The following is a 21,034-nucleotide window of genomic DNA, read 5'->3' as shown; positions in this document are numbered from 1 at the left end:
GCCCGCTTCCAGTGATAAGCCAATATCTTTACATCAGCACCGCGCCCAGTCTGTCGCGGGAAGACGTTGACGCGATCCTGGCCGCCAGCCAGCGGAACAATGCCGCGCGGGGCGTGACGGGATTGCTTCTTTATAATGGGCGCAATTTCCTGCAGCTCCTGGAAGGCGAGGAATCCGAACTCGTATCGCTGATGGTGAAGATCAGTCACGATTCGCGTCACACCGGCATATCGATGATCGACCGTAGGCTGGTCGAGAAGCGGGCTTGTCCGAACTGGGCGATGCGCCGCGTGATGATCGCGGAAAGTGTCGAGAAGCGGCGTGACCTTTTGAAAGCAGACCTTCCAGAAGGTCTTGACGCGCAGACGAGCAAGATCATCACCAATTTTGTCGTGCTGAATTGACGGCCTTGGCCCGGTACGGGCCCATGCGCTGCCCGCGCTCCATTGCGCGACATTGGCTATAGCCTCTAGTTAAGGCGGAGCATCGCCAAGAAAGGTTAAGGCCATGAAGATCACCATAGAAGTCGATTGCACACCCGAAGAGGCTCGCGCGTTCATGGGGCTTCCGGATGTGACCGAGGCCAATTCGGTGTACGTCGATAATATGACCAAGGTCATGAAAGGCGTAAGCGATCCTGGCCAGTTGAGGGAATACGCGGAAAGCCTCGCGCCCATGGGACAGGCGGGCCTGAAGCTGTTTCAGAATTTCATCGAAGGCGCGATGGCCGGTGGAGCGGTTCGATCGGCTCCCTCGTCGCGGCGCGAAGACAAGACAGACTAACAAGGTACCGGGGAAGCGATTCGGGTTTTGAACTCGAGGTGAGGTCATGACGTCTGCTCGCGATGGCGGTTCCACGATTGTTGCCCTTTCGAGCGGTGCCCCACCGGCGGCAATCGGCGTAATTCGCGTGAGCGGGCCGAAGGCAAAAGGCGCAGCGCGGGCGCTTGTCGGTCGTTTGTTGGAGCCACGACGCGCGACCTTGGCGCGTTTGCGGGATGCCGATGGCGCGCTTTTGGACGAGGCCTTGGTCCTGTGGTTTCCCGGTCCGCGTTCGGCGACGGGTGAAGATTTGCTTGAATTGCATTGCCATGGCGGCCGTGCGGTTGTGGACGCTGTGCATCGGGCTCTGGTCGCATTACCGGGCCTGAGGTCCGCTGAGGCAGGGGAGTTCACACGTAGAGCCTTTGCAAACGGCCGAATGGACCTGGCCCAGGCCGAGGGGCTTGCGGACCTTTTGGCCGCGGAGACCGAGCTTCAGCGTTCAACGGCTTTGGCGAGCGCGCAAGGGCAGTTGTCTGGACAGATCGGAGAATGGCGTGAGGCCGTTCTCAAGCTAAGCGCACAGGTCGAAGCGGCGCTTGATTTTTCCGATGAGGACGATGTCGAAGAATTGCCCGAGGGTTTCACGAAAAGCCTGGAAGAACTGGGCAGGGCGCTTGGGAACTGGCTGTCGCGAGCCCGAGCTGAGAAGTTGGGGGAGGGGTTCCGTGTGGCGCTGGCCGGCCCTCCCAATGCGGGCAAATCGAGCCTTTTTAACGCCCTTGTGGAGAGCGAGGCGGCCATAACCTCGCCAATTGCGGGCACAACCCGCGACGCTATCGAGCGGAATGTCTCGATTAACGGCATTCCTTTGAGTTTTGTCGATACCGCAGGTCTTCGCTCCGACAGCGAGGACGCCATTGAGCAGGTGGGCATCGATCGAGCCAAGTCCGAACTGGACCGGGCGGACCGTGTCTTGTGGCTAGGTCCGGAGGGTGAGGGCCCACGCGACGCTTGGGAGATTGCCTCCCGTTCGGATGCGGCCGACTTCGAGCCAAAGGCAGGCGCGCGCTTCAAAGTATCGGCGAAGACCGGGGAAGGCGTATCCGAGCTCAAAGTCGCGTTGGTGAAGGCCGCAGGCGGAACTCTGCCAAAGCCAGGCGAAGCGGCGCTCAATGCGCGCCAACATCATCTCCTATCCGAAGCTCACACCGCGCTTTGCGCCGCGTCGGATTCCACGGACCTTCTGATTGTCGGGGAGGAGTTGCGGACGGTGCGGCTCGCTTTCGACAGGCTTGTCGGTAGGACAACGACCGAAGATATGCTGGATGCCTTGTTCGGGCGTTTTTGCATAGGGAAGTAGCGGATTAGTACTTCTAGGCGTTGCGCGATGGCGTTTCACGTGAAACATCTTTGACCCCCAGACCGCAAATCCCTATTTGACCCGCCATGCAACGGTATGATGTTCTCGTGATCGGTGGCGGACACGCCGGTGTCGAAGCGGCGTGTGCGGCCGCGCGGATGGGCGCGCGCTCGGCGTTGATTAGCTTCGATCTTGGTGCGGTGGGCGCGATGAGTTGCAATCCCGCCATTGGAGGTCTCGGCAAGGGACACCTCGTTCGTGAAGTGGACGCTCTTGATGGTGTTCTGGGGCGGGCCGCGGATGCCGGAGCCATCCACTACCGCATGCTGAACCGATCCAAGGGGAGCGCGGTGTGGGGGCCGCGCGTCCAGGCCGACCGCGTGCTTTTCAAGGCGGAAGTTCAACGCCTGGTCCAAGCTCAGGCCAATCTCGACCTTGTCGAAGGGGAGGCGGCTGCTCTCGCGCTTCGTGGCGGACGTGTTGCAGGGGTCGAATTTGCGGACGGCGCGATTCTCGAAGCACCGCGTGTCATACTGTGCACAGGCACGTTTCTTGGCGGCGTTCTGTTTCGAGGGGAAGAGCGATTTGAGGGTGGGCGCGTCGGCGAGAACGCGGCAACCCGCCTTGCCGAGCAGCTTCGAGCGGCCGAATTGCCAATGGCTCGGCTCAAGACCGGTACTCCGCCGCGTCTGGACGGGCGGTCAATAGACTGGGCGTCCCTGCCCGAGCAGCCTTCGGATGATGAGAACTGGACCATGTCCGCGTTGTCCGAGCGGAGGGTCAACCCTCAGGTGTTCTGCGCGATCACGCGTACAACATTGGAAGCGCATGACGTTATTCGCGACAACTTTCATCGCTCACCACTGTTTTCTGGCGCTATAGATGCCGCGGGGCCGCGGTATTGCCCCTCGATTGAAGATAAGATTCACCGCTTCGGCGATCGCGACGGGCATCAGGTGTTTCTTGAGCCGGAAGGCTTGGACACGCATTTGGTCTATCCAAACGGGATCAGCACCTCGCTTCCCGTAGATGTCCAGCGCGCGGTCGTGCGCAGTATGCCGGGCCTTGACCGCGCTGAGATCGTCGAACCGGGCTATGCGGTGGAATACGATCACATCGATCCGCGCGCGCTAACCCCTGATCTCCAACTTCGTGCCATCCCCGGTCTGTATTGCGCAGGTCAGATCAACGGTACAACGGGCTATGAAGAGGCCGCTGCGCAGGGCTTGGTCGCCGGACTCGCCGCCGGAGGCGAGGCTATGGGACGCGCGCCTCCAAAGCTTGACCGCGCCAATTCCTACATCGCCGTCATGGTTGACGATCTGACCTTGCAAGGCGTGTCTGAGCCTTACCGGATGCTCACTTCTCGCGCGGAATACCGCTTGCGTCTTCGGGCGAACAACGCGTCCTCGCGCCTCACGGCTTTGGGGATAGCCGCCGGATGTGTCAGCGAGGAGCGGCGGCGTTGGTACGAGCGTCGTGAGGAGCTGCGCGCGCGCTTCATCGCCGGGTTCGAACGCGAAGTTGGCGCAAAGGATCTTGTCGATCACGGGTTGAAGGTGCGCCGTGATGGCGGGCAGAAGCGTATCGAAGAGTGGCTGCGGCACGACGGCATCGATCTCACTGTGCTTCAACCGTGGATCGGCGAAAATGTTGATCAAGATCTTGAGCTGGCTCAGGAGATGGCGGAAGATGCCGTCTACGCGCCTTACCTTGCGCGTCAGGATGCCGAACTCCAGGATCTGCGGGCGAGCGAGGGTTTGGCGCTGGCGCCTGATTTTCCGTACGCTCAAGTCCCCGGCCTTTCAAACGAAATGGTAGAGCGCCTCAGCGATGCCTCCCCGCCCACACTTGCCGCGGCGGGCCGGGTGTCTGGCGTCACCCCCGCAGCGCTAGCGGCGCTGCTTGTCCACGCTCGGCGAAGGGAAGCCGAAAAAGCCGACAGCGCGCCGAAAGCGGCGTGAGCGCGATCCTCCAGAACGAGGGCGCGGCGCGCGCTTATGTCGAGCGATGGGCGGACCGTGATGCGATGGCTCGCCTCGATCGCTTCGCGAGGCTTCTTCTTGAAGAGAACAAACGCCAAAACCTCATAAGCAAAGCGTCTGAAGGCGAGCTGTGGTTGCGGCACATTGCGGACAGCGCCCAGCTGATGGAGCATGTTCCACGTGAAACCTTCGAACATACCACTCCTGACCCGTGGCTCGATCTTGGAACGGGGGCGGGCTTTCCGGGTCTTGTGATCGCGTCCTTGCGACCGAATTCGCCCGTTGCTCTTGTCGAATCGCGCGCTCGGCGCGTCGAGTTTCTGGAGCGCTGTGTTTCAGAGTTGGGGTTGGCGCGCTGCCAAGTGCTGGGAGATCGGCTCGAGCGCATCGAACCGTTTCCGGCGAGTGTAATCTCCGCGCGAGCTTTTGCCCCGCTTGAAAAGCTCCTGCGTTTATCCGCACGCTTCTCCACAAGAGCGACGCGGTACATCTTGCCGAAGGGGCGCTCTGCGGCGCACGAATTGATTTCACAAAAGAAATCGATTCGGATGATGTTTCACGTGGAACAGTCGTTGACCGATTGCGACGCAGGCATCATCGTGAGCCGATAATCTACGCGATCAACTCTGGATTTCAACGAATCTGGTGCGGAAAAGGCCCGAAGGGGGGCACTAAAGCCATGCTTACCATCGCTGTAGCCAATCAAAAGGGTGGAGTGGGGAAGACGACCACCGCCATCAATGTTGCGACCGCAATGGCGGCGACAGGCTGGCGGACATTGCTTGTTGATCTCGATCCGCAGGGGAATGCATCCACGGGTTTGGGGGTTGACCCCTCGCATCGCGAGGTTTCGAGCTATGATCTGCTCGTGGAAGGCGCTCCGCTGGATGCGGCCATTAAAGAGACAGTCATCCCCGGCCTCGATATCGTCCCGGCCACGGTGGATCTGAGTGGGGCTGAAATTGAACTGGTTTCGGCGGACAATCGAACCGCGCGGCTCCGCAAAGCGCTGAGCGCGCATCGCGGTCACGATATCTGTTTTGTCGATTGCCCGCCCTCTCTGGGACTTCTGACGCTCAACGCGCTCTGCGCGGCCGACACGCTGTTAGTGCCCCTGCAATGCGAATTCTTTGCGCTGGAGGGGCTGAGCCAGCTTCTCCAGACCGTTGAATTGGTTCAGCAGCGTTTCAACCCCTCACTGGGTATCATTGGTGTCGCTCTGACCATGCACGATCGTCGCAACCGACTGACGGATCAGGTGTCGGACGATGTGCGCGATTGCCTCGGAAAATTGGTGTTCGAAACCGTGATTCCTCGCAATGTCCGACTGTCCGAGGCGCCTAGCCATGGGCTGCCCGCCCTTGTTTACGATCACGGATGCAATGGCAGCCGGGCTTACATCGCTTTGGCGCGCGAACTGATTGGACGATTTCCCCCCGAGAGGCAGGCCGCGTGAGTAAGGATTCGGACCCTATCCGCTTTTCCGTCCCGCAGCGCAGCGCCGCGGAGAGGAAAGGGATGAAGAAGCTTGGCCGTGGTCTCGGAGCGTTGATGGGTGAAGCGCAGCGGGAGGAACCTCTCGTGCAAAGCGCGCCGAGCGATCAAGACGGCGATGGCGCTGACGCCTCAGGCCCCGGCGCTTCGCCGCTAAGGTCGCTAAGTGTTGCGTCGATCGAACCCTTGCCGGGTAACCCGCGCAAGCGTTTCGACGAAGCGGCTCTTGAAGAGCTTGCAGGTTCGATTGCCGCGCGCGGTGTCATTCAGCCTATAATCGTGCGGCCCAGGGGGCAGGGCAAGTATCAGCTCGTTGCGGGTGAACGGCGTTGGCGGGCGGCGCAAAGAGCGCGTCTGCACCACATTCCTGCACTGGTTCGAGAATTGAGCGAGCGCGAAGTGGTCGCCTTGGCCCTCATCGAGAATCTTCAGCGAGAAGATCTGAATCCGGTTGAAGAAGCTCGGGCTTATCAAAGGCTTGCGGAAGAAGAGGGGATGACGCAGGCGGAAATCGCCCGCATGGTCGAGAAATCGCGCAGCCACGTCGCGAACCTCCAACGCTTGCTCGCTTTGCCCGAGGCGGTGCTTGACCTTGTGGAGGGCGGGAAGTTGTCCATGGGCCACGCCCGCGCCTTGATCGGCCAGGAAGACGCCGCAGAGCTTGCAAGACGTGCGGTGAACGACAACCTCTCCGTGCGGGACATCGAAAAGCTGGTTCGCAAACTTGCGCGCGATGTCCGCAGTTCGGGCGGAGCGTCGGTGCCCGAGACCGCACCAAAGTCTGACAACGCCGATATAGAGGCGGTGCAGACCCACTTGGAGGAATTCCTCGGGCTTCCCGTTCGAATCAAAGCCGACGCCGACCCGCGTTCAGGCCAGGTCACGATTCGCTATAAGACGCTCGATCAGCTTGATCTCGTATGCCAACGCCTAACCGGCGGCGATTTCTAGATCGCGCCTAAACCGAGAATATAAGAGCTTCTCCCTCGAAGCGCGTTCCTTTTCAACGGCTTGAGAAGAAACAAGCCGGCGCTCCTAAGGGCTTGGTAACCATACCTAAAAACGAAGGCTGAACCCGGGACTTCTACATAGGTGGCGATCGGACACGTTTGTCCGTTCGGCTAGCGCGTCCATTGGGGGCTACTTCAAAGGCGCGTCTGCAACGGCACAAAGACCACGCTTGGAAGGACCAATAATGACCAAGACCATTCGTTTCGGCGCCGCCGGCATTGCCATGCTCAGCGCGCTTGGTATGAGCACCGCCGCTCACGCTGACACCGCCACGGCCGACGCCACCGCGGAAATCCTCGAAGCTCTCCAGCTCGACCTCACCGACGGTGCGCTCGACTTTGGCGCGATCGTCGTGAACGGCGCCGACACGCTTACGCTTCAAGCGAACGGTGTGATGGACTGCGCGAACAAGCAGGTTGTCTGCAGCGGTGCTGTCGATAACCCGCTCTTCACGGTTCAGGGCACGGACGGCAAGGCCGTTACCATCAACCTTCCCACCGCATCGATCGATCTGACCCGCGTTGGCGGAACGGTCGGCACCTCGGCTGACACTCTCACGGTGGACAATTTCACTTCGAGCGAGGCCGGCAACGAAGTGACCCTTTCTGGTGGCAGCGCAACCTTCACCGTCGGCGGTACGCTGGACATTGGTGCCACGCAGAACGCCGGTATCTACGAAGGTACATTCGACGTTTCGGTCGACTATTCCTAAGCTTAGCTGATCGTCGGCGACACCTTTGGTCGCCGCTCGATCCGAGCCAAAAGGCGAAGCCGCGTCTCTTGCCCGGAGGCGCGGCTTTGTTTGTTTCATGCGAAATTTCAGACCGTTGATCGATGAGCGGCTCCGCGTGCGGCTCGGCGTTTAAGCGATCTTAACTCTGTTTGCTTACCACCCTCCGTAAATGCACGTGAACCGCTCTCTTGGGGGAGGTTCGATCTCCAAGGGGGGCTAATACCTGTAATGTCTTTCGCTTCACTGCGTCGCTTTGCGAGCCACGCGGCCATTGTCGCCGCGCTCTCCACCGTCAGTCTGACTGCGCCGGTCAACGCGCAAGGCGACCTTCTGGTTGCGCCGACTCGTGTTGTCTTGGACGGCAGCCGTGGAACCGAGATCATTCTCAGCAATATCGGCGCGGAAGACGCGACGTATCGCATTGGGCTCGAGCTGCGGCGTATGCAGGAAAACGGTCGGCTCGTCCCGATCGTAAAGACCGAGGCGACCGAGGCCGAAGAAGCCGCTTTGGGCATGATACGCTACGCCCCGCGCCGCATTACCCTTCCGCCGGGTCAGCCCCAGGCTGTGCGTCTGGCGGCCCGTCCGGGCCCGGATCTGCCCGATGGCGAGTATCGCGTGCACATGTCCTTTAAGGCCATCCCCAAGCCGCGCGAAGTTACGGATGAAGCGCCAAGCGACACAAGCGGTGTCGCCATTCAGCTCATCCCCATCTATGGCGTGACAATCCCGATCATTGTTCGCCACGGCCGTGTTCAGGCGCAAGTTGCGATAAACCAACCAAGGGTTGTTCAAACAGAGGCTGGTCCGCAATTGGCGCTGACCATGACCCGCGCTGGCGACAGCTCTACCTATGGAGAGCTGCGCGTGACCAAGCCGGGTGTGAAAGACCCGCTCGTTGTCAGCCGCGGTCTCGCCATTTATCCCGAGTTGGGGAGCCGCGATGTGCTCATCCCTCTGACAAGCGAGCAGGCTGCGAGCCTGACGGGTCAACTGCGCTTTGAATATCGCGAAATGCCTGATGCAGGCGGAAGGTTGATCGCTGCCGTAGACGCTGCGGTCGGCTGAACCGGGCGCCGAGGGAGCGAGCAAGCTACCCATTGGCTTAGCGGACCGATCTGATGTTTTTCCATCGCCACCGTTTCAGAAACGTCGCTGCGAGCATCGCCGCGACGCTTTCTGCGTTCGCGATGATCGCTCCTGTTTCGGCCCAGGCTCAAGACGCGACTGTCTCCCCGCCGCCGACCTGGGAAGCCAGCGAGGATGATTTCCTCCTGCTTCAGTTGCGGATAAAGCAGTACAAACTCACCTTCGACGTGCGCGGCTACCGCACCAATCAGGGCGTGTGTCTTGATCTGGCCGATGTCATCCAATCGCTCGACTTGCCCATCCGGATCGACAAGAAGTCGCGCCGCGCAACTGGGTGGTTGTTCGCCGAAGACCAGAGTTTCACGATCGATCTCGACTCCGATATGGTACAAAGCGTGAACAGTTCGGGTTCGAACGCCCGCGGCCCAATCGGGGACGACATCTATCAAACACCAGAGGGGTGGTGCGCCGATACGAAAGCGCTGTCGCAATGGTTTGGAATTGCATTCAAACCGGATCTCTACAATTCGATCGTTCTTCTCGAATCCGAGGAGAGCCTTCCCTTCATGCAGGCGATCGAGCGCAGAAGTCGCGCCGCGCGACTCCAGAAGAGGCGTCCCGCAACCTTCGATCTGTCCAAGTATCCAACGGCCGACATGGAGTACAAGCCTTGGCGCACGCCATCGGTCGATATCGTTGCGCGCGCTGGCACACGAACGGGCGGGCTCGGAGGGGATCAGACGACCGCGAATGTGGAAATCTTTGCATCGGGCGAAGCTCTGGGAGCCAGCTACAATGCGCGCTTTGCCACCGATGAGACGATGCGTCCGCAATCGCTGCGGCTAAGGGCATATCGGAACGATCCGCAGGGCGAGTTACTGGGACCGCTCAAAGCCACCGAAGTCGCCGTCGGCGACGTTGAAACGCTCGCGGGGCAGTTGACTGGCCAGACGGCGATTGGTCGCGGGGCCTTTGTGACCAACCGGCCCCTGGGGCGTCCGGCACGCTTCTCGCAGACCAGCTTGCGCGGCGTGCTCCCCACAGGCTGGGACGCGGAGCTGTATCGGAATGGTCAGCTTATCGCGTTCCAGGATGACCGTGGCGACGGTCGCTACGAATTTCTAGATATCGATCTGTTTTTTGGCCGGAACGACCTTGAGGTGGTTCTCTACGGCCCGCAAGGCCAGATCCGGCGAGAGAGATCGACGATCCCCGTCGGCCTCAATCAGATCGAGCCCGGGCAGACCTATTACTGGGCTGGCGTCGTCCAGAACGATCGCGATCTGATCGAGCTCGACGATGAAGCTGTCACGTCACCACAAAGATGGCGATGGGGCGTGGGGGTCGAGCGTGGCCTCGATCAACGGACAAGCGCCGCGATCGGTGCCCAGTCCCTCTTCTTTGCTGGCAAGCGTCGCACTTACGCAGAGGGCGCGCTTGCGCGCACCATTGGTAGCCTGCAGTTCGAGCTTGCGGGTGCGCACGAGTTTGGCGCGGGCAGCGTTACAGAGCTGAACGCCCTTGGTCGGCTTGGCAAATTCAACTTCGGGGCCGATGTGACGGTCGCCTTCGGAAATTTTCAGAGCGAGTTCGTCGATGGCGAGATTGATCACCGGGTTGGTTTCAATTTCGACACCTCGCTGCGATTGGGTCGATTGGCCGTGCCGGTTCAAGGATCGGTCAGCCGTTTGCGGCTGCGCGACGGATCAAAGGTTAATCAAATCCTAACCACCGCTTCAATCACGGCCGGCCGTCTCGCGCTGTCCGCGCAGATCGACCACCAGAGCGAAGTCGCCGGTGGGGCCAGTGGCGGTGGCGAGGGGCCAGGGCGCGACGATACGCGCTTCCGGTTGCTGGCTAACACCCGTTTTCGGGACGTGCGATTGCGTGGCAACGCGACGTTCCTGGTCGATGGGCCCGACGCGGGTCTGGAAACGGTCGATGTGCGAATGGATATGGACCTTGATGAGCGGTCCGAGCTTCAGGGGCAGCTGGAATACGCCTCGGTCAACGACGAGTTTCGCCTGACTGCGGGGTACACCAGGCGCTTCGACCAGCTTTCCTTGCGTGGCAACGGCTTTGTGACCTCGCTCGGCGGGGTGGGAGCGAACGTGCAGCTGGCCTTTAGCCTGGGACCTGACCCCGTATCGGGTGGCGTGCGTGTCACGCAAACCAAGCTTGCGCGCAGCGGTCAGGCGGCGGTCACCGTATTCCGAGATGAGGACGGCGACGGCCAGCGCGACCCGGATGAAGAGCTGCTCAAGGACGTGCTGGTCGAGGCGGGACTTCGCCGGACAAACGCTGTTACCGGCGAGAACGGTCGTACAATTGTCGATGATCTCAACCCCTTCCAGCCCGTGCTTGTGGGAGTCGACGAAAGCTCGCTTGGCGATCCCTTCCTGGCTCCGGCGATCAAGGGAGTTGTGGTAACGCCAAGACCCGGAGTGATTGCCAAGATCGAACTGCCGATCTCGCCTTCGGGAGAAATCGAGGGGCTACTGCTTAACCCCTCGGGGCTCGAGCAGCCCGGGGTCAAGCTTGAGCTGATCAATAAGGATGGGGCCGTCACGGCCGCAACGATCAGCGAATTCGATGGCTTTTTCTTATTCGAGCGTGTGCCCTACGGGCGCTACTCGCTTAGAGTCGCTGAGCACGCGGCGAAGACCCTTCAGGTCGCTCCCAACCTCCCAGGATCCGAGGGTGCAGACAGTGTCGAAGTGAAGCGCGGCTCAGACCTGGTGAGGCTCGGCGCGGTGAAATTGACACCCTTGGCCAATGAAATGTCCAACAACCCGCGCGACGGACCGAAGGAAGAGGAGCGCCCGCCGAAGGTTGCGGCGATCCAGCCAAGGGAAACGTCGGACTAGGCCACGCGCCACGAACTCAGTTCCCGATCATTTTGGGTGAAGGCCCCGGCGTCAGCTCCGGCGTCTGATCTTGCCGAGGAATGGTGCGAAGGGCGCCCGGTGCCGTTTCCTCGCGGATCGTCTCGCGCACTATCACCCTTTGCGGCTGATAGGTGGTGACCGGGATCATTGTCATCGTCTGCTGCTGAGGATAGCCGCCGACCGGTTGCTCGTATCCGTAGGTCGGATAGGTCTGATAATAGACCGGCTGACCAACAGGTGCGCGGCTTGGAATGGCGCGAGCCGCAACACGGGTCGTGCCCTGGCCATACTGGTCGAGATAGTTGTTCAACGCGGCCGCGCAGTCGTAGCGGTCTTCATCGTCTTCGCCGTCGAACAGGCTCCCGATGAGCACGCCGGCCAATCCTCCCACGCCTGCTCCGATGAGCGTGCCGGCGAGGGCTTCGCCCGATGCGGCGACCACGTTTCCGACAATTCCTCCGCCGATGGCCCCCAAGAGACCGCCAATGATAATGCCCTTGTCATCGTCGCTTTGCCCGACGGTTCGGCGCTCGCATTCGGCGATCCATTGTTCCCGGTTCAAAACCGCGGGAGCGTAACCAACGGCTGGATACACATTCGCGGGATAGTTTGCCGGGTAATACTGCGTCGCGGCTGGCGCGTTTCTGCCGATGCGGCGCGTGCGCGTGATCGTTTCCACACCGTCCTGACCCACGGTGGTCGTCGTAATCTCCTGATTGAGCGGGAGGCTCCTGTATTCCTCGGGAAGGGTGTCTATTTCGGCTTGCGACATCGGCTCCACAGAGCTGCTTTCGACCGGCGGCAGCGCGTCCTCTTGGGCGGCGGCGGGCAGGGCGAGCGCGAGGGCGGCCAGTCCGGTCGCAGCGCGGAGCGAAGTGCGGGTCGAAGGCATGTGTTTCCCCCCTTGAGAGAGGGCAACGCGACTCGCGGCCCTGGATCAGGTTATGGTTAGTTTTCAGTTTATCATCACGTTCACGCGCGAACCACGCGTCGCGGACGCCCTGTCTCGATTCGGGGCGAATGCGCGCGGGCTGCGCAGCGCCTTATCCGATGCGATCCGCGAGAAGTCTGGCGAGCGCCTCAATCCCCTCGGCGTCGGCCTCGGCGAAACGCGAGCGGCGTGGGCTGTCGAGATCGATCACCGCAATCACCTCGCCACCGCGCTTTATCGGGACGACCAATTCCGACTGGCTGGCCGCGTCGCAGGCGATGTGGCCCGCAAAAGCATGCACGTCCGCCACGCGCTGGGTCTCCCCGCTGGCTGCGGCCGTGCCGCACACCCCGACGCCAATGGGAATACGGATGCACGCCGGCCGACCAACGAACGGGCCGAGGACCAGTTCGCGGGCTTTGCCCGATTTGCTGTCGGCTAAACGATAGAACCCGGCCCAGTTGAGATCGGGAAGAAACTCCCAGAGAAGCGAAGCGATATTCGCCATATTCGCAACACTATCCGGTTCATCGGCGGTGAGCGCGTCGGCTGCCTCGCGCAGCTGACGATAAAGTTCTTGGGGGTCTGCGCCGGCTTCAGGTTTGAAATCATACATCACGTGGTCCTGTCGTGTTTCGCCGGTCACGCGAAGCGCGATGTTGTCTCGCGCGTGCGGCTCCCTTATCGCTTCTGTGTATGGGAATTCTTCGCAAGCTCGCAATCGCCTTGGTTGTCTTTCTGCTGTTGGCAGGCGGCGCTCTCTTCCTTCTGTCGCGCGGTGACACGGCGGACCTTTCCGTCGATGACGTGGCTGGCACCGATCCGACGCTGGAGGAACCGAATTCCGAAACCTTTCCCACAATCAACGTCGCGAAACCCGTGGGCTGGGGCGAGAGCGAAGCGCCGACAACCGCCGACGGTTTGAGCGTCAATCGCTTTGCGGAAGGGCTGGATCACCCCCGCGTGCTCTACGCGCTTCCCAATGGCGATGTGCTGGTCACACTCACCCGCGCTCCAGCAAAGGATGAGGGCAAGGGCGATGGCGGCGTTATGGCTGCAATCGAATCCTGGGTGGCCGAATACCTTTTCGAGCGGGCCGGCTCAGCGGGGCAATCGGCCAACCAAATCGTCCTTTTGCGCGATGCGGACGGGGACGGCGTCGCAGAAATCGAGAAGACCCTTTTGAGCGAGGGGCTGGATTCGCCTTCGGGCATGAGTTGGGCAAACGGCACGCTGTATGTGGCGAACCACAACGCGGTTCTGGCCTTTGACTACGAATTGGGCGCGGACGCCGTCACGTCGGCTCCCGAGAAGCTTATGGATCTGCCTCCGGGCGGCGGCCACTGGATGCGCAATATGGAAATCCACCCCGATGGCGATCGCCTGTTCATCGCCGTGGGCTCGGTCAGCAATATCGGCGAGAAGGGCATGGACGTCGAAGAGGGGCGAGCCATGATCTGGGAGTACAACCTCGAGAATGGCAGTTATCGTCCTTTTGGCGCTGGAATGCGCAACCCCAACGGCCTCGATTTCAGCCCCTGGTCGGGCGAATTGTGGACGACGGTGAACGAGCGCGACATGCTGGGTTCGGACCTCGTGCCCGATTACCTCACCAATGTTCCGATCGGTGTGCAGTATGGTTGGCCCTGGGTCTATTACCGCGACAATATCGATCGGCGCGTGGAGGCGCCCCGGCCCCGCTTCCTCATGGAGTACACGCGCCGCCCGGTTTACGCGGTCGGGCCACACGTTGCCGCGCTTGGCCTGGTCTTCACGAAAGAAGGGCATCGAATGGGCGGCGAAATGGCCAGCGGAGCCTTCATCGCCCGCCATGGGTCATGGAACCGAAAGCCCGCCTCGGGTTACGATGTTGTTTATGTTGCGTTCGATGAGCGGGGCTCGCCCACTGGAAAGCCGGTGCCGGTTCTTGAGGGATTCCTCAAGGACGATGGCACAACGCGCGGTCGTCCGACCTGGGTGGAGTGGGCGGGTGATGGCTCGCTGCTTGTCTCCGATGACACGGCGGGGATTATCTGGCGCACGCTTGCGCCGGGGTCGCAGCCTGGTGCCGGGATTGAGCCCATCGTGACCGAGAAGATCCCGCCGCCGCGTGAACTGCGCGATCCGCGCGCGACCCTTGAAGAGGATTATCTGCGCCGGCAGTCCGGCAACTAGGCGTTACAGCGATAGCCCGGCGCGTCCGGCAAGCTCGGTTGCGAATTGGAGCGCGGTGCGCCCGGAACGGTTCCCGCGTGCGATCGCCCAGGCCAACGCCTCTTCCTCATCAACCTCAAGGCCCAGCGGATCGGTGTAGGCGCGCAGGATCTCCAGATAGGTCTCCTGGTCGCTGGGATGAAACCCGAGGGTCAGGCCGAACCGATCCGCCAATGCCAAGGCGTCATCGCGCGCGTCGCGTTCGTGCAACGCGTCGTTTTCGCTGGCGTCGCGCTCGACTATGGCGCGGCGGTTCGATGTGACCGCAACCCTGACGCGCGGCGGGCGAGGCGACAGACCTCCATCAAGCAGACTGCGCAGGCTCAGCGTCTCGGCGCGTTGGTCTGCGCCAAACCCGAGATCGTCGATGAACAGCAGAAAGCTGCGCGGGACTTGGCCCAGCTCGGCAAGCAAGGCTGGCACGGAGTGGAGTGCCCTATTCTCGATCTGGACCAGAGCCAGCGCATCGGGCCGCTTGGATTGAACATGCGCGACGGCAGCGCGCACCAGAGCCGACTTGCCCATTCCGCGGGTTCCCCAGAGCAGAACGTCCTGCGCGGCGGCACCCTTGGCTAGGCGTTCGATATTGGCCGTGAGTGCGGCCTTTTGGTCATCAACACCGCGCAGGGTCGACAGCGGCCGGGCGTCGATCGGATCGACAGCCTTGGTCCGCTCGCCGTCCCAGACATAGCCGGGAGCGCGACTCCAGTCTTGAGGTGGGGCAAGAGGAGGAGCCAGCCGTTCGAGCGCGGCGGCAATTCGTTCGAACACCTCTCGCTGCGCGCTCACTCGGGTCAGCCCGCAAGTTTCTCGGCGGGCAGCGAATACAGCAGGTCCGCTCCGCCCACTGCACCGGCCTTGAGGCCAAGCGCCTCGGGCACGACGCGGTCAAGAAAGAACCGTACCGTCACCGGTTTGGTCTCGGCCAGCGCGGGAGCAGCACCGCCGGCAACCGCCTGGGCCTGCTTCATCAGCTGCCATCCGCTCACTGCTACCGCGGCCATAGTGCAGAACGGAACGCTGCCAGCCAAGCGATCGTCGAGGCTTGCCTCGTTACGCATCCACCGTGCAATCCCTGCGCATTCGTCGGCAAGAGCCGCCAAAGCGCCCTCATTGGCTGCGTCGCGCGCAATATCATCGAACAGCGAAATCATCGCTTCGCCGCCTTCAAGTCCCAGTTTGCGTGTAACCAGGTCGGCGGCCTGAATGCCGTTCGTGCCTTCGTAGATCGGCGCGATGCGCGAATCGCGCCAGTGCTGCGCGGCGCCCGTTTCCTCGACAAAGCCCATGCCGCCGTGGATCTGGATTCCAATTCCGCAGATTTCGACGCCCACATCGGTGCCCCAAGCCTTAAGTAGCGGGACGAGGATTTCGGCGCGGTTGGCAGCGTCCTTGTTGCCCACGGTTCCAAGGTCCACCTGGCCCGCGCAATAATAGAGCAGCGCTCGCGCGCCCTCGGTCAGGGCCTTCATCCGCACAATCATGCGGCGGACATCGGGATGTTCGATAATCGCAACCGGCGTCTTGTCCGGCGATCCGGCGCGCGCGGACTGCACGCGCTCCATCGCGTAGGCCATGGCCTGCTGCGTCGCGCGCTCTCCGATCTGAACGCCTTGATTTCCGACATTGATGCGCGCGTTGTTCATCATCGTGAACATCGCCATCAGGCCGCGATTTTCCGCCCCGACCATCTCGCCGATGCAGTCATCGTTATCGCCATAGGACATGACGCAGGTGGGCGATGCGTTGATGCCCAGCTTGTGCTCCAGACTGACCGGTCGCAGATCGTTACGCGGACCCAGCGAGCCATCGTCGTTCACATGGTACTTGGGCACTACGAAGAGCGAGATGCCGCGCGATCCTTCCGGTGCGTTTGGCAGGCGAGCGAGCACCAGATGAACGATGTTCTCGGCCAACTCGTGATCACCCCAGGTGATGTAGATCTTCTGGCCCTTGATCTTGTACTTGCCCGCGTGCGGGCCTTGCGTAATCGGTTCTGCGGTGGAGCGCAACGCTCCGACGTCGCTGCCGGCGGCGGGTTCGGTCAGGTTCATGGTGCCCGACCATTTGCCGCTGACGAGATCCGGGAGGTATTTGGCCTTTTGATCCCTGGAGCCATGATGCTCGAGCGCTTCGATCGCGCCGACCGAGAGCATCGGCAGCAGGTTGAAGGCCATATTGGCCGCGCCGAGGTTTTCGAGCACGTTGCACGAAAGCGTGAAGGGCAGGCCCTGCCCGCCAAAATCGATTGAGCTCGCGATCGAGTTCCAACCTTGTTCCACATAGGCGTCATAGGCTTCCTTGAACCCATCGGGCAGGCGCACGACCCCGTTCTCTAGGCGAGCGCCTTCGAGGTCGCCGACGCGGTTGAGCGGGGCGAATTCTCCGGCCGCAAATTGCCCGACGCCTTCGACAATGGCCTCCACCAGATCCGGCTCAGCGTGCGCGAACTTTTCATTCTGCGCAATTTCTTCGATTCCCGCGTTTACGCGGATGGCGAGCAGCTGGTCTTGGGTAGGGGGCGTGTATGCGTTCACGATGTTCGATCCCTCGAGTGGCCTGAAAAAGGAGACGGCGCACACTGGCAGCGCTCTTGGCTCCGGTTGCCGCAGTCTATAGCGCACGAGGCATGAGCGGCAAGAATGTAACCGAAGTCGTTTCGGCGAATAAGCAAGGTGTCTCGCGCGCCGCGAGAATCCTGGAACGCGGTGGGCTCGTCGCCGTGCCAACCGAGACGGTCTACGGCCTCGCCGCGCGCGCCGACAACGCCGAGGCGGTCGCCCGGATTTACGAGGCCAAGGGAAGACCCGACTTCAACCCGCTGATTGTGCATGTCACGGGTATCGATCAGGCGCAGGCGCTGGCCCGGATGCCATCGGCCGCGATCGATCTGGCGCGGCGGGAATGGCCCGGACCTCTCACCCTCGTTCTGCCCTTGCGCGATGGCGCGCGCTTGGCCCCGGCTGTCACGGCTGGCCTCCCAACCGTGGCCGTGCGGGCGCCGCGGCATCCGGTCATGCGCGCTTTGCTCAAGCGCGTCGCTTTCCCCCTGGCCGCGCCGTCGGCGAACCGCAGTGGGTTCATCAGTCCGACACGCGCCGAGCATGTGCTCGAATCCCTCGACGGTCGGATTGATCTCATCCTGGACGCCGGCGAAACCGAGGCAGGGCTTGAGTCCACGATTCTCGCCTGGCGCGCCGATGGAAGCTGGGACGAGCTGCGGCCGGGGCCGGTCGATTGGGCGAAGCCTGCGGGCACCCCTCGGGCTGCGCGAAGGGTTGAAGCCCCCGGCCAGCTCGCGAGCCACTATGCCCCGGGCAAGCCCGTTCGTCTTGATGCCGATCGCCCTGAGCCGAGCGAGTTCTTCATCGGGTTCGCGGCAGAGCATGGCGACTGCAATCTCTCTCCGACCGGCGATCTGAAAGAGGCCGCCGCGCGGCTTTATGACTGTCTTCATAAGGGCGCGGCCTCTGACAAGCCCTGCATTGCGGTAGCGCCTATTCCGCAATCGGGTATCGGGCGAGCGATCAACGACCGCCTGCGGCGGGCGGCGGCTCCTCGGGAGTAGGCGCCTTGGAAAGCGCGCTGAGTTGCTTCCTCAGTTCCTGAATGTCGGCGTAGGTGACGCGGGCGTTGTCGCAGGCCCGCCGATCCGGGCGATCCGGTCCTGAACAGCGTCTGAGCAGCTTGTCGTAACGGTTTTCTAGTTTGGAGATCGCCTCCTGGAGCGCGCGCATCTCTTGTTCGCGTTTCGACCCCGGGTCGTTCGCCAAGGAGGGAGTGATCAGCACCGCGAACCAGACGCTTGAAAGCAGAACGATTTGAACGCGACGCATGCGGCACCTTCGCGCCATCCTTCGATCAGGGCAAGGGCAGCCAAAGGTGCGCTTGAGGGATCCGATCTCGGCTATGCACCGTCTTCGTCTGGCTCCGCAGGGATCGTGGGAAGGAGCTCGTCGATCTCGGCTTTTACTTCTTCCGCTCTTTCGCAGGCGTCTTGATCGCCGCGCTCGCAATCCTCGCGCTCTTCTTCATGGTTGCGCTCAAGCTTGCCGAGCCTTTCTTCACGCTTGCGTAGCGCCTTGCCCCGATCTTCATCGGCCTCAGACTGGGTCGTGGTGGCCGCATCCACGCCCGCTGACGCCGCCTTGATCGGGGCCGTTACCACCTTGCTCGCAACGCAGCCGGATAGGCTCAAGGATAGGCCCAGGCAAAGCATCAAGGGAAGGATGAGCCGCATACGCCCATACTTCGCCAACAACCGGCGCTTTTCAACCCAAAGATGCGGCGTGTCTCTCAGCCTGTCTTATTCTGCTGACTCCGTGTCGCGCTCCGGATCGGCTTGCGACCCCGCATCCGCTGTTTGCGCAGGGCGGCAAGTTACAGCGCCCGAGCCAAACGAGCTTGTCTCACATGTCGCTTGGCCGGTGACGTTTACATTGCCAGAGCCCGCGATAGAGGTTTCGACACGGCCGTCCGACAGCAAGGTCACATCTCCTGAGCCGGCTATCGAGATCTCCACATTTTCGGCCTTAAGCTTCGAGAAGTCGACATCGCCTGAGCCGACGATGCTGATCTCAAGATCCGCCACCGTGCCGCTGGCGGTTAACGAACCCGATCCGGCGGACGAGACTTCCAGGTCGGCGGCGTCAACTTCGGCGACGATCACGGCCCCCGAACCCGCTATGTTGATCTCGGCTTTATCGGCGAGGGCTTCAGAGTCGATCGAGCCGCTACCAGCGAGCGAAATCTCGCGCGGTGGCGGCATGGTAATGCGCACGGTTGCGGTGCCGTCTGCGCTGCCTTCGCGACCAACGGCAAGGCTTTCGTCCGAGCGCTTGAAGCGCAGATCGTCGACAGCATCGCTGTCGCCTTCGACCTGAATATCAAGTGCATCGCCCACGGTAAGTATCAGATTATCCGGTCCGGCAAGAGCGATTTCGGTCGGGGCGCTGCCCGAAGTGTCGAGGTCCGCAAGGGGCTCCCCACCAAAGCCGGTGTCGAGATTGACGCAGCCCGACAGGCCTGCGCTCGACGCAATGAGCGCGGCGGCTCCCACAAGGCTTCGGGCGTGAAGGGTGGTGGCGATCTTCATGGCGTTTCTACTCCCGGTCGAATTGGTCAAAGGGCCAGATGCCCGACTAAGCGTATTGCACATGTAATACAGCAAGGCGGCCATGACAAGCCATCATGGTCACAGCCGCGTCCGTTCCTGCCACAAAAAAGGGCCACCCAAAGGGCGGCCCTTTTGGATGACGAGAGGCGTCGAGAGGTTCAGCTCTCTTCGGCGTTCTCGTAATATTGCGGAGCGTGCTCACGCAGAACTTCGAGGATCTTTTCCAGCGCGGTCGGCTCGTCCGTCTCTTCCATCGCCGCAAGCTCGCGCGCAAGGCGGCTCGAAGCCGCTTCGAAGATCTGTCGCTCCGAATAGCTTTGCTCGGGCTGATCGTCCGGGCGGAAGAGATCGCGCGTCACCTCGGCGATCGAAACCAGATCGCCTGAATTGATCTTGGCTTCGTATTCCTGTGCGCGGCGCGACCACATGGTGCGCTTGACCTTCGGTTTGCCCTTGAGCGTTTCGATCGCTTCTTTAAGCGTTTTATCCGAAGACAGCTTACGCATACCGATCGACTCAACCTTGTTGACCGGAACACGCAGCGTCATGCGCTCCTTTTCAAAGCGCAGCACGTACAGTTCCAACTGCATGCCGGCAATTTCTTCGCTCTGGAGTTCAATCACCCGGCCAACCCCGTGCTTGGGGTACACAACATAATCGCCTACGGTGAAAGCATCAGCGCTCGAAGCCATTCGCATTCCTTTCTTTTCGCACTCATCGGGCGCCGCCATAAGCGGTCAAGCGACGGGAGAGGTGGTAAAAACCGGGCTGGTCGGTGCCGCGTATACACGGCCCTCACCGCGAGGACGTGCCGGTCCGAAGCCGACGCGAATTCGCTGGCTGGTGCCCCGATACCAGTGTCGCTTTTGGTGAGTGACCTTTCTAATATTCGTACCCGTCACCGATCACCTCAGCGCGGTTGGTCGATTATATAACACAAATGCAACAATATTGCGAGTCGCTTGTGTTGCAATGCGGCGCGCCTTGCCCCACGCCATCGATCCGGGGGTGTCAGCCGCCGGAGCGGCCCTCGACAGAGCGCCTAGTCGCCTTCGCCGGGCTCCGGGCTGAAGTATTTTTCGAACTTGCCCTTTTCACCCTTGTGATCGTCGGCGTCTTCCGGCGGCTCTTTCTGGCTGGTGATGTTGGGCCAGGATGCCGAGTACTTGGTGTTCAGCTCCAGCCACTTTTCCAGCCCGTCCTCGGTATCCGGGAGGATCGCTTCCGCCGGGCATTCCGGCTCGCACACGCCGCAGTCGATGCACTCGCTGGGATTGATGACCAGCATGTTCTCGCCTTCGTAGAAGCAGTCCACCGGGCACACTTCCACACAATCGGTGTATTTGCATTTGATGCAGTCATCCGTGACGACGTAAGTCATTGAGGGGCTTTCATTCCATTGGACGCCGATGAACCAGCGCAACGCAAGCGCGCTGCTATGGTCATTT

Annotated in this window: 21 protein-coding genes; 12 read left to right on the top strand and 9 right to left on the bottom strand. The window is 61.6% G+C overall.

The window, feature by feature from the left end:
• Nucleotides 1–11: 11 nt before the first annotated feature.
• The 10 genes from QNI87_RS08055 (at nucleotide 12) to QNI87_RS08010 (ending at nucleotide 11,304) form a co-directional block, all read left to right on the top strand.
• Nucleotides 12–404 carry a BLUF domain-containing protein gene (locus QNI87_RS08055; RefSeq protein WP_300595663.1) on the top strand — a complete coding sequence of 131 codons (393 nt, stop codon included), beginning with the start codon at nucleotides 12–14 and terminating at the stop codon, nucleotides 402–404.
• Nucleotides 405–507: 103 nt separating this feature from the next.
• Entirely contained in the window at nucleotides 508–783 is a 276-nt protein-coding gene (locus tag QNI87_RS08050; RefSeq protein WP_300595662.1) for a DUF6489 family protein, read from the top strand.
• A gap of 46 nt (nucleotides 784–829) precedes the next feature.
• Entirely contained in the window at nucleotides 830–2,125 is a 1,296-nt protein-coding gene (mnmE, locus tag QNI87_RS08045; RefSeq protein ID WP_300595661.1) for a tRNA uridine-5-carboxymethylaminomethyl(34) synthesis GTPase MnmE, read from the top strand.
• Between the two features lie 86 nt (nucleotides 2,126–2,211).
• Entirely contained in the window at nucleotides 2,212–4,089 is a 1,878-nt protein-coding gene (gene mnmG / locus QNI87_RS08040; protein ID WP_300595660.1) for a tRNA uridine-5-carboxymethylaminomethyl(34) synthesis enzyme MnmG, read from the top strand.
• 65 nt (nucleotides 4,090–4,154) lie between these two features.
• A complete protein-coding gene (rsmG, locus tag QNI87_RS08035; protein WP_300595779.1) occupies nucleotides 4,155–4,721 on the top strand; it encodes a 16S rRNA (guanine(527)-N(7))-methyltransferase RsmG in 567 nt (188 codons plus the stop codon).
• A gap of 68 nt (nucleotides 4,722–4,789) precedes the next feature.
• Nucleotides 4,790–5,566 carry an AAA family ATPase gene (locus tag QNI87_RS08030; RefSeq protein ID WP_300595659.1) on the top strand — a complete coding sequence of 259 codons (777 nt, stop codon included), beginning with the start codon at nucleotides 4,790–4,792 and terminating at the stop codon, nucleotides 5,564–5,566.
• 62 nt (nucleotides 5,567–5,628) lie between these two features.
• On the top strand, nucleotides 5,629–6,555 hold the full coding sequence (locus QNI87_RS08025) for a ParB/RepB/Spo0J family partition protein (protein WP_300595658.1): 927 nt from the start codon (nucleotides 5,629–5,631) through the stop codon (nucleotides 6,553–6,555).
• Between the two features lie 244 nt (nucleotides 6,556–6,799).
• Nucleotides 6,800–7,327 carry a DUF4402 domain-containing protein gene (locus tag QNI87_RS08020; RefSeq protein ID WP_300595657.1) on the top strand — a complete coding sequence of 176 codons (528 nt, stop codon included), beginning with the start codon at nucleotides 6,800–6,802 and terminating at the stop codon, nucleotides 7,325–7,327.
• A gap of 249 nt (nucleotides 7,328–7,576) precedes the next feature.
• Entirely contained in the window at nucleotides 7,577–8,416 is an 840-nt protein-coding gene (locus tag QNI87_RS08015) for a molecular chaperone (RefSeq protein WP_300595656.1), read from the top strand.
• 53 nt (nucleotides 8,417–8,469) lie between these two features.
• A complete protein-coding gene (locus QNI87_RS08010) occupies nucleotides 8,470–11,304 on the top strand; it encodes a carboxypeptidase-like regulatory domain-containing protein (RefSeq protein WP_300595655.1) in 2,835 nt (944 codons plus the stop codon).
• Nucleotides 11,305–11,320: 16 nt separating this feature from the next.
• Here QNI87_RS08010 and QNI87_RS08005 read toward each other — a convergent pair whose 3' ends face one another.
• Both QNI87_RS08005 and QNI87_RS08000 read right to left on the bottom strand, forming a co-directional pair.
• On the bottom strand, nucleotides 11,321–12,217 hold the full coding sequence (locus QNI87_RS08005) for a hypothetical protein (protein ID WP_300595654.1): 897 nt from the start codon (nucleotides 12,215–12,217) through the stop codon (nucleotides 11,321–11,323).
• A 151-nt stretch (nucleotides 12,218–12,368) separates the two neighbouring features.
• On the bottom strand, nucleotides 12,369–12,872 hold the full coding sequence (locus QNI87_RS08000) for a GAF domain-containing protein (RefSeq protein WP_300595653.1): 504 nt from the start codon (nucleotides 12,870–12,872) through the stop codon (nucleotides 12,369–12,371).
• 80 nt (nucleotides 12,873–12,952) lie between these two features.
• On the opposite strand from QNI87_RS08000, the gene QNI87_RS07995 reads away from it, so the two are divergent.
• On the top strand, nucleotides 12,953–14,431 hold the full coding sequence (locus QNI87_RS07995; RefSeq protein WP_300595652.1) for a PQQ-dependent sugar dehydrogenase: 1,479 nt from the start codon (nucleotides 12,953–12,955) through the stop codon (nucleotides 14,429–14,431).
• Nucleotides 14,432–14,434: 3 nt separating this feature from the next.
• Here the strand turns inward: QNI87_RS07995 and QNI87_RS07990 are convergent, their stop codons facing one another.
• Together QNI87_RS07990 and QNI87_RS07985 are read right to left on the bottom strand one after the other, a co-directional pair.
• The gene (locus QNI87_RS07990) at nucleotides 14,435–15,259 is read right to left on the bottom strand and encodes a DUF815 domain-containing protein (RefSeq protein WP_300595651.1); all 825 of its coding nucleotides are present in this window, start codon (nucleotides 15,257–15,259) and stop codon (nucleotides 14,435–14,437) included.
• Nucleotides 15,260–15,264: 5 nt separating this feature from the next.
• A complete protein-coding gene (locus QNI87_RS07985; protein ID WP_300595650.1) occupies nucleotides 15,265–17,007 on the bottom strand; it encodes an acyl-CoA dehydrogenase in 1,743 nt (580 codons plus the stop codon).
• 92 nt (nucleotides 17,008–17,099) lie between these two features.
• Here QNI87_RS07985 and QNI87_RS07980 point away from each other — a divergent pair, with 92 nt between their 5' ends.
• A complete protein-coding gene (locus tag QNI87_RS07980) occupies nucleotides 17,100–18,038 on the top strand; it encodes an L-threonylcarbamoyladenylate synthase (protein ID WP_300595649.1) in 939 nt (312 codons plus the stop codon).
• Here the strand turns inward: QNI87_RS07980 and QNI87_RS07975 are convergent.
• The 5 genes from QNI87_RS07975 to fdxA all read right to left on the bottom strand — a co-directional run bounded on the left by QNI87_RS07975 (nucleotide 17,998) and on the right by fdxA (nucleotide 20,967).
• A complete protein-coding gene (locus QNI87_RS07975; RefSeq protein WP_300595648.1) occupies nucleotides 17,998–18,306 on the bottom strand; it encodes a hypothetical protein in 309 nt (102 codons plus the stop codon). The genes QNI87_RS07980 and QNI87_RS07975 overlap by 41 nt on opposite strands.
• A gap of 71 nt (nucleotides 18,307–18,377) precedes the next feature.
• Nucleotides 18,378–18,710, bottom strand: a complete 333-nt coding sequence (locus QNI87_RS07970; RefSeq protein WP_300595647.1) for a DUF6726 family protein — start codon at nucleotides 18,708–18,710, stop codon at nucleotides 18,378–18,380.
• A 66-nt stretch (nucleotides 18,711–18,776) separates the two neighbouring features.
• On the bottom strand, nucleotides 18,777–19,565 hold the full coding sequence (locus QNI87_RS07965; protein ID WP_300595646.1) for a head GIN domain-containing protein: 789 nt from the start codon (nucleotides 19,563–19,565) through the stop codon (nucleotides 18,777–18,779).
• Between the two features lie 179 nt (nucleotides 19,566–19,744).
• On the bottom strand, nucleotides 19,745–20,278 hold the full coding sequence (locus QNI87_RS07960) for a CarD family transcriptional regulator (protein WP_300595645.1): 534 nt from the start codon (nucleotides 20,276–20,278) through the stop codon (nucleotides 19,745–19,747).
• Between the two features lie 350 nt (nucleotides 20,279–20,628).
• Entirely contained in the window at nucleotides 20,629–20,967 is a 339-nt protein-coding gene (gene fdxA / locus QNI87_RS07955; protein WP_300595644.1) for a ferredoxin FdxA, read from the bottom strand.
• Nucleotides 20,968–21,034: the final 67 nt, after the last annotated feature.

This window comes from Erythrobacter sp. (assembly GCF_030066995.1).
Classification (GTDB): Bacteria; Pseudomonadota; Alphaproteobacteria; order Sphingomonadales; family Sphingomonadaceae; genus Erythrobacter.
Note: the sequence above shows the minus strand (reverse complement) of the source record. Positions and strands in the feature narration are given on the sequence as shown.